The organism is Kribbella aluminosa, from assembly GCF_017876295.1.
GTDB classification, from domain to species: Bacteria; Actinomycetota; Actinomycetes; order Propionibacteriales; family Kribbellaceae; genus Kribbella; species Kribbella aluminosa.
In genome coordinates, this window is record NZ_JAGINT010000002.1 from 2,332,847 (window position 1) to 2,351,414 (window position 18,568).

Genomic DNA, 18,568 nt, shown 5'->3' on the forward strand with positions numbered 1-18,568 from the left:
GCTGGAATGGGCGTTCCGGTCGGGGTGCGGTGGGAGGTCGGCGCGTTCCTCGGCCTGACCGCGGCGACCGGGCTGATCGACGCGGTGAGCTACCTGAAGCTCGGACACACCTTCGTCGCGAACATGACCGGAAACGTGGTGTTCCTCGGGTTCGCGGTGGCGCCCGGGTCGGGGTTCCGCCTCGGCCCGCCGGTGGTCGCCGTACTGGGGTTCGTACTCGGCTCACTGCTCGGCGGCCGGGCGGCGCGGGTCCTGGAGGCACGCCCGCGGCGCTGGCTCGGGATCGCCTTCGGGGCACAGGCCGCGGCGCTCCTGCTGTGCGGGCTGCTCGTCGGAGTCGGCGTACTGCGGGATTCCGGCGGTACGTCGTACCTGCTGATCCTCGCGCTGGCCGGGTGCTTCGGGCTGCAGAACGCGACCGTACGGCACGTCGCCCCGAAGGACATGACGACGACCGTACTCACCCTGACCCTGACCGGCCTCGCCGCCGACAGCGTGCTCGGAAACGGCCGCGCCGCCCCGCCGTACCGCCGCCTCGGCTCGATCCTCGCCATGCTCGCCGGCGCCGCCACCGGCGCCCTGCTACTCCAGGTCACCACCGCCTGGGTGATCGCCCTCGCCGGAGCCGTGGTCGCCACCGCGGCGGCGATCTTCCTCCTGGCGCCCGCGGACTGAGGGAATGTCAGGTGCGGGCGGCTGGTTGGACTTGGTAGTGTGGAGCTTCCACCGCGGTACGGGTGGGAGTTTGACAACTCAACAGGGGGTGAACGGTTTCGACTTTGGACGTATGTTCCAAGGGAAGCGGGCCGAGGATCCAGGGTTATCTCGTAAACGATCTCTGGAAACCAATAACTGCCAAAACTCAGCGCAGTAGCTTCGCTCTCGCCGCCTGACGGCCTGAGCACTTAAAGAAGCGGTCAGCCCGGGGATGCTCTCGCCCCGGTTCCTGGCCTCAGCTAGAGAGCTTGCTTTGTTAGTCCGGTCACGGGGCTAACACGGGACATTTACAGTGACTGAGCCTGTCAGCGAGATGTCTGTACAAACGCTGGGGCTGAGAAAAGCGACATTCAGACTGCGCCCGGAGAAGCCTTGAAGCAACGCCGAAGGACGCGGGTTCGATTCCCGCCACCTCCACCCCTGAAGAACGCGCAGGTCAGCCCCGCTGACCTGCGCGTTCTGCTGTCTGCGACCACACAGCGACCGCTTGATGCCGTCTCGCGGTCGAGGATTGTGGCTGCCGCCGCGAACGCCACACCGCGACCAAGGTAGACGTCCATCGGCATCGATGGCTTCGCGTGATCGCCAGGTCTACGGTTGGCATCCCGACCAAGCGGCGGGTGCACGCGGTCTACCTCCGGACTTGACACTGTCCCGCGAGCCGAGGCGCCGGGATTGTGAGCGTGTCGGTCTACTGCTGCGCCAAACGGCGCGCCTCCAGGGCGTTGAACACGTAGATTTGCCCGTACTCGTTGACCGCGATCCCGACCAGTTGAGGCTTCGCCTCGGTCAACGCCACCAGCGCCCACACCAGCAGCCGCAGCCCGAACGTCAGCAGCGACAGCACCCCGTGCAGCAGGTGGTTGGTCGCGGCCGGCATCCGCCACACGTGCGCCTGATATACCCCTACCCAGGTGACGCGGTTTCCTTGCGATGCTTCCAGCATCAGCGCGTTGTGCAGGATCTGCCGACGCTCCACGTCTGTGATCATCTCTCGCTCCCCCTTATGGTTAATCGCGGTTCGGGGGACTGTGTTACGGGGGGCAGTCCGTATCCATCGCCAGCCAGACGAAGCCGAGCGCGAGGGTACGTCGGCACCGGGTGGCCGCCATGGACCACGGCGACGGCTGGGGTAGGTACTCCAGTTCGTGCTTCGTCGTGATGTCCCGCAGTCCGAGCAACCGGGTGGTGCTCGAAGTCGATGGGGTGCGCAGTCCGAGCGGTCGGCCGCGAACGCGACGCCGCCGAATTAGCTCAGATCGGTGGAGGGCTCGCCGTACAGGCAGGCGAGGTGTGCCGAACCGACCGCAACTTCAGGGGTTCACCTTGCAGGTTGCCCGTTCACCCGCCGCATGCCATTGGTGAAGGGGCAATGTGATGGGTGAACCTCTCAAACGGCGTCCGCCGCGAGGAGAGTCGAGCCGCTCTGGTTCAGCGGCGACACCTCGCAGCCTGGACGGCGTCAGCGACAGGTTGGTGGCGGTGATGACCTCGAGATGTTGGGGCAGTTGTGGGATCAGCTGGAGCGCGAGCTTCAGGGGGCGATGTTGTGGTCCGGGCTGGGGCCTGGCGACAGGACGAGTTGCTCGGAGCGGATGGTGTCGGCCTCGCCGAGCGCGGCGTACTCGGTCACGGTGAGGAGATGGGTGGACGGCAGCGGCATGGCTGTCATTGTCTCCACCTCGTCCAACGACCAGCGTTCCGTGTGCCGGCCGGTGAAGGGTGGGCGGCATCTGGAGTTGGGGACGTTGATCGTTACACCTGGGTCGTCGGCGCTGGAGGCGGCGGTTGCCGGACCTGCAGGTACTTACCTTCTCCGTTGACGTCTGTTCAGCCCGGACCCGTTCGTCGGTGGGTTAGACGAAAGGATTTGGACATGCTGCGTGAAGTCAACGGTGTCGAGTTGTGGGTGGACACGTTCGGGGAGCCGGCGGATCCGCCGGTGCTGCTGATCGGCCTGAGCTGGCCCGACGACCTGTGTACCCAGCTGGCCGGGCGGTACGTGACGCGCTACGACCTGCGCGACACCGGCCGTTCGACGTACGCCGACCCCGATGGGCCGAAGTACGACCTCCGGGACCTGGTCAGCGACGCGGCCGAGCTGATCGACGGGCGTGCCCACGTGGTCGGCCTGGGCGTCGGCGGGTTCATCGCGCAACTGCTCGCCCTCGACCACCCCGATCGGGTCGCCTCGCTGACGCTGGTCTCGACCCGATCGGTCGCGCCCGGGCCGGTCGACCCCGACCTCGAGGACCACGAACTGGCGGTGATGCAGCAGATGTTCGGTCGGCCGCAGCCCGACTGGGCCGATCGGGACAGCGTGGTCGACTACATGACAGGCTCCGCACGGTTGCTGGCCGGGTCGCAAGGGTTCGACGAGCAGGACACAAGGACGGCGGCGGGCCGTGTGTTCGACCGATCCCGCAAGTCGGCAGCGGCACAACGCGCGAGCCACCTCGGCACCACGTTCGCAGCCGTCAACTGCCAACCCCGCTGGCGCGAACGGCTCCCCGGCATCACGGCAAAAACCCTGGTGATCCACGGCGACGAGGACCCCTTCTTCCCGCACCAGAACGGCGCAGCCCTGGCCGCCGAGATCCCGCACGCCACCCTCCTCACCCTCCCCGGCATCGGCCAAGGTCTCCCGCGCGCCAGCTGGCCGATCGTCGTACCCGCCCTCCTCAGCCACACGGCGTAGCCGTTCTCATACAGGTGGGGGATGTTGCGGTACGCCGGGGTCGCGGAGCCTGGAGGGTATGGGTGAGGGAACGGTCACTGCGCTGGGGCATGCCGGATTGCGGGTCGACGGGGACGGGGTACGGGTTCTCGCGGACCCGTGGCTGTCGCCGGGCGGGGCGTTCCTGGGCGCCTGGTTCCCGTTTCCGGACAACTCGCACCTGCTGACGGCGGAGACGCTCGACGTCGACGTGGTCGTGGTGTCGCACGAGCATCTGGACCACCTGGACCTCGACCTGATCGCGGGCCTGCCCGCGACGGTGCCGGTCGTCGTACCGCGGTATCCGTCGACGATCATGCAGCGCCGGTTGCGCGCGATCGGGCGGACGCGGATCGTCGTCCTCGACGCCTGGGAGCGGTACCGGCTGAACGACCGCGACTGGCTGACCGTGATCCCCGAGCAGTGCCCGATGAGCCACGATTCCGCCGTACTGCTGAAGATCGGCGCGCGGAGCGTCCTGCACACCAACGACGCCCGGATCTCGCTCGCCCAGGCGCGGCGGGCGATGACCGAGGCCGGCGGGCAGCTGGACGTGATGGGCGTGCAGATGTCCGGGGCGAGCTGGCACCCGGTGCGGTACGAGTACGACGAGGTCGAGCGGGAGCGGATCTCGACGATCAAGCGGGTCGGCAAGTTCAAGGCCGTCACCCGGCTGATCCGGCAGGTGCAGCCGCGGCTGGTGATGCCGTACGCCGGTCCGCCGTGCTTCCTCGACGACGACCTGTTCGAGCTGAACAGCGGCCTGCAACCGGGCGGGATCTTCCCGGACCAGGGCGAGGCGCTGGCCTGGCTCGCGGACCGGATCCCCGACCAGCGCGGCGTCTGCCTGCTGCCGGGCGACCGGATCCGGCTCGACGACCTCGAGGTCGTCCGGGACCCGCACTGGAACGGCTTCGCCCTGGACGCCGGACCGGAGCAGCGCAGGCAGTACCTGAAGGAGTACGCCGCCCGCCGCCGGCCGGCCATCGACGCCGCCTGGGCCGCGAACCCCGTGTCGCGGCCCGGGTTGGCCCATCGCTTCAAGGCGCACCTGGAGTCGCTCGGCACCCTCTCGGAGTACTTCCTGGCCCGGATCGGCATGACGCTGCGCTTCGACGTCTCCGGTCCGTACGGCGGTGTCTGGGACGCGCACATCGGACCGGACCGCGTCGTCGTCGACCTCGACGGCGGGACCGGGCACGCCGACTACACGCTCACGATGGACGGCCGCTGGCTCGACGGCGTGGTCTCCGGCCGGACCCGCTGGGAGGAGCTCCTGCTCTCCCTGCGCTTCACCGCCCGCCGGCAGCCCGACCGGTACAACGACTACCTGGTCGGCCTGCTCAAGCACGCGGACCGGGCCGCGCTCAGGGCCGTCGAGCGTTTCGAGGCCGCCCGCGATCCGGAGGAGACCACCACGATCGTTGTCGGTGGCAAGCAGTTGCAGGTGAGCAGGTACTGCCCGCACGCCGGCGAGGATCTGGCCGAGACCGGCGTGGTCGTGAACGGCGTACTGCGGTGCCTCGGCCACAACTTCGAGTTCGACCTGACCGACGGCACCTGCCTCAACGCCCGCTGTGACCCGCTTCTGGTGACACCGGCGCCGTACGTGGAAGAGGCAGTCTGACCGGCTGCTGCAGGTCCGCCAGCCCGACGACGAACAGCCCCGTCACCAGGACGTAGTACAACGTATGGCGGATCGTCGGCCGGTCCAGGTACTCCCGGTCCGCGGCCACCCGCAGCGGCACGAGTACGTCGAGGTACCAGCGCTCCACGTCCGTCCAGGCAGCGGGCGGTACGGCGGAACGCTCGCGGTAGCGCAACTGCGCCGGACCGGTCAGCCCGGGCCGCGCGAGCAGCACCGGCCGGCACGCGTCCGGGTAGCGCGCCGCCAGAATCGCGCTCTCCGGACGCGGACCGACCAGCGTCATCTGGCCGCGGACCACGTGCCACAGCTGCGGCAGTTCGTCGATCGCGGTCCGCCGCAGGAACCCTCCGAGGCGGGTGATCCGGGCATCCGCGGCTGCCGTCACTTGGGGGCCCGAGGCAACTGTCCGCATAGTGCGGAACTTGTACAAGGTGAACGTCCGCCCGTTCTCACCCACCCGCGCCTGGCGGAACAGCACCGGCCGGCTGCTGGTGACAAGCACCAGTACGGCGACGATCGCCAGGAGCGGAGCCGCCACCACCAGCAGCAGCCCGCCCATCAGTACGTCCAGTAGCCGCCTGCCCGGACCGACCCGTGCTGACATGGTTCTCTCCTAACCGGTGCCGGCGGCAACGAAGACCGCGGTGAACGCCTGGGCGGCGAGATCGCACTCGTGGCCGAAGGCGGTGATGTCGGTGGGCATCATCGATGGCGTCATGTGGGTGATCAGCCGGACCCCGATCCGGCGCTGGGCCAGCAAGGAGGTCCAGAGCGGGTTGGTGCTGAGGTCCGGGGCGAGCAGGCTGAAGGTCTTGCCCTGGTAGTGCTGCCGCCAGGTCCAGATGTCCACCGCCTGTGCCCCGGCCGCGACGGGTTCCGTGATGTAGGTGGCCGTGTCGGTCGCGGCCTGGGCCGCGGCTCCTTGGTAGCCGTCGGCCGCAGCCAGGGCCTTTCGGGACTGCAGGATCGTCATGGCTTCCCAGCCTTGGGCGCGGACGCGGTTCCAGATCTCGGTCTGCGCGGCCTGCTGGGTGAGACCCCAACTCGCGTAGGTACTCGGGCTCAGCAGTCCGGTGCTGAGATCCAGCCGGTCGATCAGATGAGCCCGCAGATAGCCCTCGATGGCGATCGCGCTCGCCGCCGGGTACTTGAGCCGGACCCGCTGCGCGCACCCCTCCTGGTTGCCGCCGCGCCACGGCAGGCACCCGAGCTCCGGTACGACGGTGTCCACCAGAAGCGGCATGCCCGGGGCAACCTGTGCCAGGCTGCTCCGCGCCTGCCGGAGGAAGTCGGTGGCCTGCGCCACCGAGGTGAGCCCGTCGCCGTACCCGATCTCGTCGGAGATCTTGAACCCGGCGGTCCCGGGGACCGCGGCCAGCTGGCCGAGCCGGGCGATCGCTCCCTGGAACGCGGCCGGCCCGTCGAGCCAGCGCTTCACCAGGTCGGTTTCCCACCAGATGGCCACACCGCGCTGGTGCAGCGCGGTCGCGAGTGCGACGTACCGGTCGCCGGGCAGCACGACAGGTGCGGTGCTGGGCGTCGTCGTACCCGACGGCGACTGCGTGGGAACCGACGACGTCGCCGGCGGGCTGCCGTCCGGAGTGGACTGCGGCTGGTTGCTGGGCGTGCCGCCCGAGCAGCCGGCCAGCACCAGCAGGAGACCGGTGGCGATTGCGATCGCTTTCATGGTGTTCCCTCTCCGACAGCTACGGCTGTACGACGGCGTGCCGCCGGCGCGCTCAGCCGCAGCAGCAGGCCGATCAGCAAGACATCGGTGGCCAGGTACGCCGCGGTGGACGCCACCGCTGCGCCCATTGCTCCGTGGCGGGGTATCAGCGTGACATCGAGCACGACCGTGACGACGAGCCCGGCGCCGAGGACGATCGAGTTGAGTCCCGGACTGCCGCGACCGTAGAGGTACGCGCTCGCGACGCCCGAGCCCCCGGCCAGCACCATGCCCGCGACCAGTACCCGGGCCGGCGTCACGGCCGATTCGAACGAGGTGCCGTACAGCAGCCGCATGACCGGTCCGGCGAGCAGCGCGACCGGGATCGCGGCGGCCGCGACACCGGCCAGCGTCGGCCGGATCAGCCGCCGCGCGATCTCGGCGGCACGCTGCTGCTCGAGTTTAGCCAGTCGCGGGTAGAAGACCCAGGTCAGCGCGGTACCGGGCAGCCGCAGCAGTTCGGCGTACTTCGAGGCGACCGCGTACCCGCCGAGGACGGCCGGGCCGGCGATCGCACCGAGGATCGCGACATCGAGGCGGAGGTTGAGCAGCGTGATCAGGCCGCCCACCTGACCGCGCAGTCCGTACGACGCCACGCTCCTGGTCAGGTCCTTGTCCGGCCGGCCCCACCACCCGCGGTCGCCGCCGGCCAGACCGAAGCGCCGCCAGCCGAGCCGGCGGGCGACCCGGCGCCAGGCGTCGACCGCGACGACCAGGTCGGCGAGCCCGAGCCCGAGGATGATCGCGCCGATGCCGTGGATGCCGACGACGAGCGGCAGCACGAAGCAGGGCAGGAACGCCAGCTCCTCGGCCGCGATCACCACGTCACCGCCGCGCCGGTCCTCCAGCCCTTGCAGAGCGGTCTTGCCCAAGGTCAGCAGAAGTTGGCTGGCCACGGTCGCCCCCGCGGCCGCGATCAGCCAGGGCGCCTCGTGCGGGAAGAAGACCTTCGCCAGCAGCGGCGACGCGGCGATCCAGAGCGCCGTACCGGCGGCTGCACCGGCGGCTCCGATCGCCATCAGCGTCGGCCAGAGCCGGGGAAGGTCCCGTCGAGGTACGGCGAGGAAGTACGCCAGCGCTCCGGGCAGGCCGAGGACGCACAGCACACCGACCAGGCCGGGAAGCATCCGCAGCAGCGCGTACTCGCCGACCGCCGACGGCCCGCCGGTCCGGGCGACCAGCACGGTGGCCAGGGTCAGCCCGAGTATTGCGAGCAGCCGCGCCGAGCAGTTGGACAGCACCGACCGGATCATGTCTTCTCCTCACGCTGGTCCTGCATCGCGAGCACGAGCGCCGCGATCAGGCCGAGCCAGGTCCAGAGATGCCGGAAGTGCAGGACCTCGTAGAACCCGGCCGCGGTCGCCATCACCGGGCCGATGACGGCCAGGAACCACGGTCTGGGGACGAGTTCGGCGTACGGTTTCGGCAGGTTCCCGAAGACCAGCCGCAGGCAGCGGACGAACAGCGCGACGCCGAACAGCAGCAGCCCGATCCCGCCGATCACCCCGCGCTCCAGCAGCGTCGCGAGGTAGTCGTTGTGGGCTTCCTTGACGTACGGCGCCTGGGTCGCCTCCAGCGTGGCTTTCGTCCGGGCGGGACCGTAGCCGGTGGCGTCGCCGTTGAGGAACAGGGCCGTGCCTTCGCTGACGATCGTTGCCCGTTCGCTGCTGGAGCTCCCGCTGCGCCCGAGCGAGTCGCGGAGCAGCGGAATGCTGCCGGCCGCCTGCGCGCGCAGCGAGCTGAGGTCGACGCGCGGCATGACGACACCGGCGACGAGTCCGCCGGCCAGCGCGGCGGTCGCGAGAAGCGCGGCCCCCGCGACGGCACCCCGGCGGCGGTAGATGGTCACCACGACGGACAGCAGCAGGCCGATCAGCAGCGTGAGCATCGCACCGTTCGAGCCGGTGAACCCGATCGCGATCAGCACCAGTACGTAGGCGATCCGGCGGACGCCGGGGGAGCGCGGATGCTTGCAGGCGGCGATGACGAACAACGAGACGACCAGGTAGTTGCCGGCCAGGTTCGGGTCGCCGAAGGTGTACGGCGCCCGGACGCCGTCCTTGGCGGACACCCCGGTCAGTGCGCTGATACCGGCCAGGTACGCGAACACCATCACGCCGGAGTAGACGGCCGCCGTACGGCACCAGGCCACCGTGACGGCGCGGACGATCGCGGGATTGTGCCGGCCGAGGGCGAGCGTCATTCCCCAGGTGAACAGCAGGAGGTCCTGGATCAGCACCAGCCCGGTGGCAGCCGGTGCGACGGAGATGTACGCCGCGAACGCTCCACCGAGCATCATCCCGGCCACGCCCGCCGCGTACGGCAGCCGGATCGGGAGGTGCTCGCGTCCGGCCCAGAGCAGGCCGAGCACGATGCAGAGCAGGATGCCGGCGTCCGCCGCGGCGGTGTTGCCCGGGCCGGCCGGGGTCAGGAACGGCAGCAGACAGGTTGTCAGGCCGGTCATCGCGACCAGCATGTCGCCGCGGGGCAGGCCGGGCGAGCCGACGATGCCGATCGGCTGCACGGGCTCCGTCGCGGGCAGCGTCGTCGTCATAGGACCTCAACTCCGACGGGTCCGTCGGTGAGCGGCCAGTACGGCAGCCCCGCCAGCAGTTCGAGGTGGTTCGCGGCGAACTCGTCGTCGTTCGCGGACGCGGCGATCTCGCCGAGGCCGGCCAGCGCGGCGCCGTACCAGAGGACCGTCGGCAGGCCGAGGTGGTCGAGGCCGGTGCGGAGGTACAACCGGACGAGATCGGGGAGCCAGCCGGCTTCGAGCAGGCCGTACCTGATCCCGGCACCGAACCCGGTACGCCGTAGCCCGCGGTGCCCGTGCACCTCACGGCCGGGCCGGGTGTGGCGGTCGAGGTAGAGGCAGTAGCTGAGCGCGAACCGGATCAGGTCGCGCAGCGGCGATCCGCTGCGGGCGCCGTTCTCCCAGTCGACGACACCGGAGATCCGGCCGTCGTCGACGAGCAGGTTCCCGAACCAGTAGTCGCCGTGGACGACGGTCGCGGCGACCCGCTGGCTGTGCAGTTGCCGGTCCGCGGCCGCGAGCCGGACCTGCGCGGCCTCGAACATCGGGTGTCCCGACCAGCGTTCGCGGACCGCGCCGGAAACCTCGCTCGCCCAGGTGATCCGCCCGCTCGTACCGGCTGTCGCCAGTTGCAGATGCCGAAGCCAGCCGCCGGCCAGCGCGAAGTCCTCCGCCACGGCTCGCGGCCGGGACGTGTGCAGCCAGCGGTGGTACCCGACACTCATCGGGACGCCGCGCACCACCGTCGTGACGGCGGCCGGCAGCCCGTCGCTGTCGAGCGTCTCCAGGTAGCGCGGAACGGTTCTGCCGAGCTCGCCGAGGTCCGCCTCGCCGATCGCGATCAGCATCCGCGTCTCGCGGGAGATGGCGCCTGCGGCCGCGACCGTGACGGGGATCTTGATCGCCACCGGGCCGGCCGGACCGTCGGTGTAGGTTCCGGCAGGCGGAGTCACGATGAAGGTCCGCTTGGCGTCCGGGTCCTTCGACGTCGCGATCAGCACCCCGCGGCTGCCGGGCGCGAACAACAGGTCGTGCACGGACCGCGGCCGGGGCTGGAACGCCTTCGATGCTTCGGTCATCGCCGCCTCCCGACCACTACGCGCGCCGGTGCGAGCGCCCCGGTCCACCGCCACGGCGCCCGCCGCGCGAGCCCGAGGGCGGCGGATGCCGGTACGGCGAACGCGAACCCCGGAGGTACCGTGGCCACCGCGGTCCAGAAGTACCGGACCGCTTCCTCGACGTCGTCGACGACGACCATCGGCCGATCGAGCGTCGGCAGTACGACGAACTCCCGCTCCAGTACGACCCCGAGCTCCTTCGCCGTACGGCGAAGCCGGTGCCGGCTGCGTGGCCGCTGGTCGACCAGCACCACCGGGCCGTCGGAGGACAGCTGGTCGGCCCGCACCGGACCGTCGCGCAGGTCGATCCCGACCGTTCCGGGCGGGCACAACTGCAACCACGGCGCGATTGGCTGCCGGCGATCAGCCTGCTCGCGATCGCCCTGCCCGCGTTCACTCTGCTCGCGATCGCTGGGGGCCACGTGCTCGACCGGACTCGTCATGACGTCACCAGCTCCGTTCGCCGACCGGCGGAGTACACCTCGTCGAGAACCTCGGCCAGGCTCTCGGCGTTGTACGTGCTGCCGGCGGCGGCCTGCCCGCGCCGGGCCATTCGTTGGGCCTTCCTACGATCGGCGAGCAGGTCGTCGATCGCCTCGGCCAGCAGCCGCGGGCGCCCCGGCGGAACCAGCAGACCGCTCTCGCCGGGGACGACCAGGTCGGGTACCGAGTTGACCGCGGTCGCCACCACCGGAATCCCGCAGCGCATCGCCTCGACGACCGCACAGGGCAGGCCTTCGTACCGGCTGGCCATCGCGAACACGTCGAACGCGGGCAGCAGCTGCGGTACGTCGGACCGCTCGCCGACGAACCGGAACCGGTCCGTCAGTCCCGCGCGGCGGACCAGTTCCTTCGCCTCGCGGTCGCCCGGCCCGGAGCCGATCCAGACCGCGACGGCGTCGGTGTGCCGCAGTACGGCGATCGCGGCGATCAGGTGTTCCGGAGCCTTCTGGTAGTCGATCCGGCCGACGGTGCCGATCAGCGGCGTGGTCGCGTCGACCCCCAGCTCGGCGCGGGCCGCCGTACGGGAACTCTCGGTCCGCGGAACGGTGACCGCGTCCACCACCGGAGTGATCGTCCGTAGCGTGCTCGGGGTCGCGAGCCCGAGCCGCAGGGCTTCCGTCGCGACACCGGTACCGATCGCGAGTACGTCGTCGGTGATCCGCGCCAGCCGGCGCTCGACGGCGATGTACGCCGCCCGTCGTACCGGGTTCTGGAACTGGTGGAACGGGAAGCCGTGGTAGGTGTGCACGATCCGCGGCACCCGGGCACGATGCGCGGCGAGCCGGCCGAGGGCGCCGGCCTTCGCGCTGTGGGTGTGGACGACGTCGTACCCGCCCTCCGTGCACAGCTCGGTCAGCCGCCGCAGCGCCCGCCGATCGTCGTTCGGTGACAGCGGGGAGACCAGGGACGGCTCGATCAGTACGCGCATTCCAGCGGCGGCCGCGCGATCGGTCAGCGGGCCGCCCTGCCCGGTGATGATCGTGACCCGGTAGCGGCTGGGGTCGAGCGGCAGCACACCGCGCAACGCGACCCCACCCGCACCGGCGATGAACCGGGTGACAATCACGGCCACCTCGATCCGCCCGCCCTCGATCCGGCCGCCCTCGATCGGGGCGCCTTCGGGTTGCGTGCTCATCAGCCGGCCCGCCCGGTCCGGATCGCGGCCAGCGGATGCCGCAGCAACTCGGTCAGCCCGGCCCCCGGCTCACGCCCGAGCAGCAGTTCGACAGCCGGCAGCCGGGAGCTGAGCCGTACGGCGACCTCGCCGATCGGCGGATGCACCGGCCCGCAGCCGGTCGCCGTCGCGACCACGGCCGCGATCGACCAGAACCGCCGGAGCTCGCCTGCCGCGTACGTCCCGGCGACGAGCCGCCGCGCGGCCGCAGCCGCACTCAGCTCACGCAACTCGGGCGCCTCCTGAGATCCGCGCCGCAGTACGACGATCAACTCCGGAGGCAACGACCTGACTCGGTGCGTCCAGGCCTGCTCGCGCCGCCCGTGCATCGCCCGGCGGCCGGTGCCGTCGAGCAGCCGCAGCGGTTCGGCCACGCCGTACGCCGTCGACCCGTCGGAGACCGCCAGGTTGTCGCAGGTCGCCCGCGAACCGTCGGCCATCGCCCGCGCGACCAGCGTGGACTTGCCCACCCCGCCAGGCCCGGCCAGCAGGACCACGACACCGCCGACCTCGACGATCGACACGTGCAGCGGTGCGAATCCCTGCTGCAGCGCAAACCACAGCGCCGGGTAGTGCAGCAGCACCTGGCTGTTCAGCGCATTCTGCCGCGCCGGAAGCAGCCGGCCGGCGGCGGTCTCCCGGTACGACGGCCGCCACCGGCTCGCGACCCGGAGCCCGTCCGCGTCGATCGCCCACCGCTGGTCGAAGCCGGAGCCACCGACGTTCCGCAGTACAACCTCGCCGCCGGGCGTCACCCAGACGCCGCGGGTGATCAGCTCCGCGTCGCGGATCCCGAACGGCTGCCGGGTGTTCTCGACCGACAGGACCACGTTCGGCGGGTCGGCGGCCGCGAGCCCGGGCCGCTCCGGCCCACCCGCAGCGGCGAGAAGCGTTTCTACGACGCGCTCCGACCCGTGCACCGCGACCCGCTGGCCGGCAGTGTGCAACAGCCCTGCGCTCATCCCTGCATTCATCTGCGCGCTCACCGCGACCTGCCGAACCGGCGCTGCGCCGGACCGTTCACGAGGCCGAGCACCGGCCACCGGACCGCCTTCAGTACGTCGTCCAGGTCGTCCAGCCGGCGCAGCAGCACAGTGCCGGCGGACACGACGACCACCCCGGCCGTCATCTCGTCCGCGGGCGTGACCGCGGACAGTCCCGTGAAGCGGACATCGGTGAAGCCGGACAGGCCGGTGTCGTCGAGCTCGAAGACCGAGCTGTTGTCGTCATGCCCTGCGGGTTGCTTCGACGGCTGCGAGCTGTGCGACATGCCGGACAGAGCGAACAGCAGCGTGCTCACGGTGTCCTGGTCGCCCTCGTCGGCACCCATCAGTACGACCGAGTCGACACCCTGCCGACGGGCGGCCAGGGCCATGGTGTTGCGGAGCGAGCCGATTTCCTCGGTCGACTTGCCGAGCACCGGGGCCTGCAGCAACCGGGCCAGTGCGCGGATGCCGTTGACGCGCGGACGGAACGTCTCCAGAACGGTCGCCGCCGTCAGGCCGAGGACCAGACCGAGGAGCAGCGCCAGCGCTAGCTCCGGGAGGATCGAACTCGGTTCCCGCCGGACGTCGGGCTGGTTGCTCACCAGAACCACCTGGTCCCGGGTCGCGTTGTTCGCGACCAGGGTCGCCCGCTGGCCGTTCAGTTCGCTCAGCAGCTGGTTGGCCGACTGGATCTGGACACCGAGGTCGGCGCGGGCGGTCACGTCCGCGATCCCGCGCAGCTGGGCGACCAGCTTGTCGCGACGGGCGGTGGCGTCGTCGATCTGGGTGGTCAGGGCGGCCACCGTGATCCGGTACGTCGCCTGGTCGCCCTGGTTCATGAACAGCACCACCCGCGGGGCGAGCTCGCTGACGATCCGGGCGGCCGCGAGCGCGTCGTCGTCGGTGACGCTCAGCTCGACGACCGAGGAGCCGCCGATCCGCTGCGCCGACACGTTGTTCGCCGCGAACAGGTCGACGTCCCGCGCGGCCTTGGCGGCCTGCAGCGCCGTACCGAGCAGACTCGGCGTGGTCGCCACCGCGAGCACCCGGCTGTTCATGCCCTCGGCCTCGGACGTCGACTTCGGCGAGCCGGCGATCACCTGCATGCGGATCGAGGCGATGCTCGGATCCGGCCGGTGCGCCAGCAGGACCGCGGCGCCGGCGATCGGTATCAGCACGCACACCAGGATCAGCGCGAGGTGGGCCTTGACGATCCGGCGGAACATCTCTTCGAGCGTCATCGCTGCGTCCTTCGTCCGTGGCCGGCCATCACGGAATGACCAGCACTGTCTTGGTGGCGGAGGCAGACAGCCCGCCGGTGTCGGTGACGGTCACCTTGACCGTGTAGATACCGATCGCGTTGTAGGTGCAGCTCACACTCGAACTGGTCTGCGGCTTGACGGTTCCGCCGGCGCCGCAGCTGAAGGTGTAGGTCGCGATCGGTGTCTTGTCGACGTCGGTCGACTTCGACGCGTCCGCCTGGACGGACTGCTTGATCCTGACGATCGTCTTGTTGACGGTGAGCACCGCGGTCGGCGGCTGGTCGGCCAGGATCGTGACCTTGGCCGTCGCCCGGCTGGTCAGGCCGCCGGTGTCGAGCACGGTGACCGCCGTCGTGAAGGTGCCGGCCGTCGTGTAGGTGCAGCTGGTCGTCGCCGTCGTCAGCGCGCCGGTCGTCTGGCCGTTGCCGCAGTCGAACGTGTAGCTGGCCAGTGGCCGGCCGTCGGCGTCGGACGAAGCGGAGGCGTCGAGCACCACCGTCTGCGGCGCGTAGGCCTGCGTGGGTGTTGCCGTCAGCCGTGCCGTCGGTACGCCGTTGGGCTGTACCACGACCGGAGCGCCGGTCCAGGTGTCGGTGCGGCCGGCGGTGTCGGTCACGACCAGGGTCGGGGTGTACGACCCGGCCGAGGTGTAGCTGCAGGTGCCGCTCGCCTGGGCGACCGTCGTACCGTTGCCACAGGCAATGAGGTACGACGCGATCGGTGCGGCCAGGCCGGCACTCGAGGTGCCGTTCACGGTCACGTCCACCGGCGCGAAGCCGGAGGCCGGCGTCACGGTCGCCCGGGCGACCGGCCCGATGTACTCGAACCCGCCGAGGTCGGCGTAGGTGACCGGTCCGGTGCCGCTGTTCGCGACCAACGGATCGTCGACCGGCGCGCTGCCGTCCTTGTCGGTGGCGCTCCAGCCGGCCGGCGAGGTGTCGGCCGCGTCGATGGCCGGGGACGTGGAGGTCAGGTGCAGGTCGCGCGTGGTGAGGTTGACGAACCGCGGATTCGCGGACTGGCCGGCCGCCTCCTGGGCGCTGCCGCTCTGGAAGGTGGCCAGCGTGGTGTAGTCCGTCCCGGACCACTCGTACAGCGGTCCGCCGGAGGTCTGGAACACCAGGTCGCGATCCAGCGTCGTGCCGGTGGTCGAGGTGCTGTCGACCCGGATCTCGGCGACCGTCCGGGTGCTGCCGACGGCGTTGTCCGTCGTCACGTTGTCCCGGGCGAGGGCGCCGCTCGAGCCGCCCTCGAAGTTGATCCCGGCGGTGGCGTTGCCGACCACGGTGTTGCCGATCACCTGCGAGCCCGGAGCCGCGAAGTCGTCGATGCCGTGGTCGCCGTTGTCGTACACCACGTTCCGGCGGACCAGGGTCCCGGAGGCGCCGGTGTAGGACTCGATGCCCGAGTCGTCGTTGCTGTACGACAAGTTGCCGTCGACAACGGTGTTCTGCGCGGACGACGACACGTCGATACCGGCCGCGATCCGGGCCGAGAGCCGCTTGTTCCGGTACGTCGTCACGCCGGTCACGGTGTCCCGCGCGCCGCCTTGCACGCTGACGCCGTGGAAGTTGTTGTCGTGCGTGACCGAGGCGCTCAGGGTGCTGTCGGTGGTGTTGAAGAGCCGGACCCCGATGGACTGGTTCGCCGACGCCTGGATGCCGCTCAGCATCACGTTGCCGGAGTTGTCGGCCGTGACGCCCTGGGCGCCCGACTGGGCGGTGTCGATGGTGCCGAGCGACACGCGCTGCACGGTGTCGAAGTACACGCCGCTCAGGTTGGTCTGCCGGACCGTGAAGCCGCTGACGTTCACGTCGGAGACCTGGCGGAGCAGGATGCCGAAGCTCCGGGCGCCCGCGCCGATGGTGTGTCCGGTCGCCGGGTTGGTCCCGCCGGTGTCGACGTACAGGGTCGCGGTCGGGGTGTCGTAGAACCACGTGCCGCTGGTGGTCGTCGTACTACTCGTTGCCTTGGCCAACGGTTGCCCGTCCAGGAAGACCTGAGTGGGTACCGGGGTGAAGGCGTGCTTCCAGGCGGTGGTGGTGGTCGCGGACCAGCCGGCCGCGTCGGACACGTCGTTCGTGCCGAGGATGACGGCCGACGGTGACGTCGCGCGCAGCGTGATCGGCGCGCCGGGTTCGCCACTTGCGGTCAGCTGGACCTGCTCGCGGTACTGGCCCGCACCGACCAGGACGGTGTCGCCGGCGAGCGCCTTCTTCGTGGCGGCGCCGATCGTGCAGAACGGTGCGGTGGCGCTGCCCGGGCCGGTGTCGCTGCAGGCCGGGTTCGTCTGCTCGACGGAGTACGTCTGCAGCTGCCGGCTGCTGACGACCTCCTGCGCGCTGGCGGTGTCGGTCAGGCCCGCGGTGTCGGTAACCGTCGCGATGACCGTGAACGTACCGATGGTCGTGTACTTGTGGGTCGCCGTCGCTCCTGGCTGCGGACCGACCACGGTGCCGTCACCGAAGTCGAAGGTGTACGACGCGATACCGCTCACGTCGGCGTCGCTCGAACCGCTCGCGTCGGCCGTCACCGGCGTCGACGGCGGCACGTTCACCGCGCTGAGGTCGAGCACCATGGTCGCGTGCGGCGGGTAGTCGGTCGCCCCCGCGATCGGCTGGAACTCCAGAGCACCGCGGTCGGCGTACGCCGGGGTACCGGCGCCGGTGTCCGGCACGATCGGGTCGTCGGCCGGCGCGTTGCCGCCCTGGTCGGCGGCCACGAAGTTCGCCGGCGAGGAGTCGGCGGAGTCGACGGCGGCGGAACCGGCCTTCAGCCCGAAGTCCGCGCCGGCCGGGTTGACGAACGCCGGGTCGAGCGCGAGGCCGTGGGCCTCCTGGCCGGTCGCGGTGGCGAACGCGGTCAGCGTCTTGTAGATGATGCCGTTGACCTTGGTGGTCGGCGCGACCACGTGGTTGTAGGCCATGTCGCGATCGGCGCTGAGACCGGAGTACGAACCGGCGTCGACGTACAGGTCGTACTCGGTCGCCGTGGTGCCATTGTCGACGAGCAGATTGTTGACAACCGTGGCGCCGGTCGAGTTGCCCTCGATCGAGATGCCGTCGCGCCGGTTCCCGTACGCCGTGTTGTTCAGGTACTGCACGCCGGTCGAGGTCAGGGTGTCGAAGCCGTGGTCGCCGTTGCCGTACGAGAGGTTGCGCGCGACGAGGGCGCGATGGCTGCTGCTGTAGACCTGGATCCCGCTGTCCTGGTTCTGGTACGCGACGTTGCCGATCACCCGGTTGTCCGGCGAACTGGTGTCGACGTCGATGCCGTTCGCGGTGGCGTTCGGATTCAGCGAGACGTTGGCGTACAGCGTGTTGCCGGTCAGCAGGTTGTTCGGAGAGGTGGCCAGCCCGATCCCGTGCAGGCCGTTGTTGTGACTGCTGGACGCGGTGACCGTCACGCCGCTGGACGCGTTGAGCTTGATCCCGGTCGACAGCGCGTTGTCCACGGCCGCGGAGCGGATCGTGATCGAGCTGTTCGGGCAGGTATCGACCAGTACGCCGTTGCCGGCCGACTGGGACGTGGTGACGTGGTCGACCGTGATTCCGGACGACGACAGCAACCGCACACCGGACAGGTTGGCGCGGTCGAGTTCGAGGTTGCTGACGACAACGTTCTGCTTGCTGCTGGTGGTGACACCGAACGACTGCGCACCGGCCTCGACCTGGTGCCCGTCTCCCGGGTTCGCGCCGCCGAGGTCGACGTACAGGACCTTGGCGGTCGTGTCGTAGAACCAGCTGTTCGGCGTGGTCGTGGTGGCGGAGGTGGCGCTGGCCAGGCGCTGGTTGTCGACGAAGACCTGCTTCGGTGCGGACGGCGGCGCGTACGGCGTGGACCAGGCCGTCGTACCGGTCGCGGTCCAGAGTGTCGCGCCGGTCAGCGACCGGGTGCCGAGCACGACGACGCCCGGAGCGTCGCCGGTGACCGTGATCGGGCCTGTGGCGGTGCCCGACGCGTTGATCGTGACCTGCTCGCGATAGGTGCCCGGGGCAACGTGCACGGTGTCGCCCGGGAGCACGGCCTTCTTGGTGCCCTGGGAGATCGTGCAGAACGGCGCCGCCTGCGTGCCGGCGCCGGTGTCGCTGCACGTCACCGTGTTGTTGACCCAGTAGCCGGTACCGGCGGCGGACGCCGGGCTGCTCGTGACGACCATCAGCAGGGCCGCGGTCATTCCGATG

General features: G+C 70.4%; 15 protein-coding genes and 1 other RNA gene. 4 read left to right on the forward strand and 12 right to left on the reverse strand.

Annotation, left to right across the window (positions count from 1 at the left end):
* Positions 1-6: 6 nt before the first annotated feature.
* Entirely contained in the window at positions 7-675 is a 669-nt protein-coding gene (locus JOF29_RS32425) for a YoaK family protein (protein ID WP_209698187.1), read from the forward strand.
* An 84-nt stretch (positions 676-759) separates the two neighbouring features.
* Positions 760-1,137: a transfer-messenger RNA gene (ssrA, locus tag JOF29_RS32430) on the forward strand.
* A 271-nt stretch (positions 1,138-1,408) separates the two neighbouring features.
* On the opposite strand, the gene JOF29_RS32435 is transcribed toward ssrA, so the two are convergent.
* Positions 1,409-1,708: a hypothetical protein gene (locus tag JOF29_RS32435; RefSeq protein ID WP_209698188.1), complete on the reverse strand. Its 300-nt coding sequence runs from the start codon at positions 1,706-1,708 to the stop codon at positions 1,409-1,411.
* Positions 1,709-2,251: 543 nt separating this feature from the next.
* Positions 2,252-2,389 (reverse strand): hypothetical protein, encoded by a 138-nt coding sequence (locus JOF29_RS32440; protein WP_209698189.1) that lies wholly within the window; start codon positions 2,387-2,389, stop codon positions 2,252-2,254.
* Positions 2,390-2,593: 204 nt separating this feature from the next.
* On the opposite strand from JOF29_RS32440, the gene JOF29_RS32445 reads away from it, so the two are divergent.
* Positions 2,594-3,415, forward strand: coding sequence for an alpha/beta fold hydrolase (locus JOF29_RS32445; protein ID WP_209698190.1), 822 nt, complete (start codon positions 2,594-2,596; stop codon positions 3,413-3,415).
* A 58-nt stretch (positions 3,416-3,473) separates the two neighbouring features.
* Positions 3,474-5,060, forward strand: coding sequence for an MBL fold metallo-hydrolase (locus tag JOF29_RS32450; RefSeq protein ID WP_209698191.1), 1,587 nt, complete (start codon positions 3,474-3,476; stop codon positions 5,058-5,060).
* Here JOF29_RS32450 and JOF29_RS32455 read toward each other — a convergent pair.
* The 10 genes from JOF29_RS32455 to JOF29_RS32500 are packed head-to-tail and all read right to left on the reverse strand — an operon-like array spanning position 4,999 to position 18,561.
* Positions 4,999-5,685, reverse strand: coding sequence for a sugar transferase (locus JOF29_RS32455; RefSeq protein ID WP_209698192.1), 687 nt, complete (start codon positions 5,683-5,685; stop codon positions 4,999-5,001). The genes JOF29_RS32450 and JOF29_RS32455 overlap by 62 nt on opposite strands.
* 9 nt (positions 5,686-5,694) lie before the next feature.
* Positions 5,695-6,768, reverse strand: coding sequence for a hypothetical protein (locus JOF29_RS32460; RefSeq protein ID WP_209698193.1), 1,074 nt, complete (start codon positions 6,766-6,768; stop codon positions 5,695-5,697).
* Positions 6,765-8,060, reverse strand: a complete 1,296-nt coding sequence (locus JOF29_RS32465; RefSeq protein WP_209698194.1) for an oligosaccharide flippase family protein — start codon at positions 8,058-8,060, stop codon at positions 6,765-6,767. Before JOF29_RS32465 ends, JOF29_RS32460 begins: the two co-directional genes overlap by 4 nt.
* Positions 8,057-9,361, reverse strand: coding sequence for an O-antigen ligase family protein (locus JOF29_RS32470; protein ID WP_209698195.1), 1,305 nt, complete (start codon positions 9,359-9,361; stop codon positions 8,057-8,059). Before JOF29_RS32470 ends, JOF29_RS32465 begins: the two co-directional genes overlap by 4 nt.
* Complete coding sequence (locus JOF29_RS32475; protein WP_209698196.1) at positions 9,358-10,419, reverse strand: aminoglycoside phosphotransferase family protein; 1,062 nt, start codon at positions 10,417-10,419, stop codon at positions 9,358-9,360. The genes JOF29_RS32470 and JOF29_RS32475 overlap by 4 nt, the downstream gene beginning before the upstream one ends.
* On the reverse strand, positions 10,416-10,901 hold the full coding sequence (locus JOF29_RS32480) for a hypothetical protein (protein ID WP_209698197.1): 486 nt from the start codon (positions 10,899-10,901) through the stop codon (positions 10,416-10,418). The genes JOF29_RS32475 and JOF29_RS32480 overlap by 4 nt, the downstream gene beginning before the upstream one ends.
* Positions 10,898-12,097, reverse strand: a complete 1,200-nt coding sequence (locus JOF29_RS32485) for a glycosyltransferase (protein ID WP_209698198.1) — start codon at positions 12,095-12,097, stop codon at positions 10,898-10,900. Before JOF29_RS32485 ends, JOF29_RS32480 begins: the two co-directional genes overlap by 4 nt.
* Entirely contained in the window at positions 12,097-13,098 is a 1,002-nt protein-coding gene (locus JOF29_RS32490) for a hypothetical protein (RefSeq protein ID WP_209698199.1), read from the reverse strand. Before JOF29_RS32490 ends, JOF29_RS32485 begins: the two co-directional genes overlap by 1 nt.
* Positions 13,099-13,118: 20 nt before the next feature.
* On the reverse strand, positions 13,119-14,363 hold the full coding sequence (locus tag JOF29_RS32495) for a GumC domain-containing protein (RefSeq protein WP_209698200.1): 1,245 nt from the start codon (positions 14,361-14,363) through the stop codon (positions 13,119-13,121).
* Between the two features lie 28 nt (positions 14,364-14,391).
* Entirely contained in the window at positions 14,392-18,561 is a 4,170-nt protein-coding gene (locus tag JOF29_RS32500) for a right-handed parallel beta-helix repeat-containing protein (protein ID WP_209698201.1), read from the reverse strand.
* Positions 18,562-18,568 lie beyond the last annotated feature (7 nt).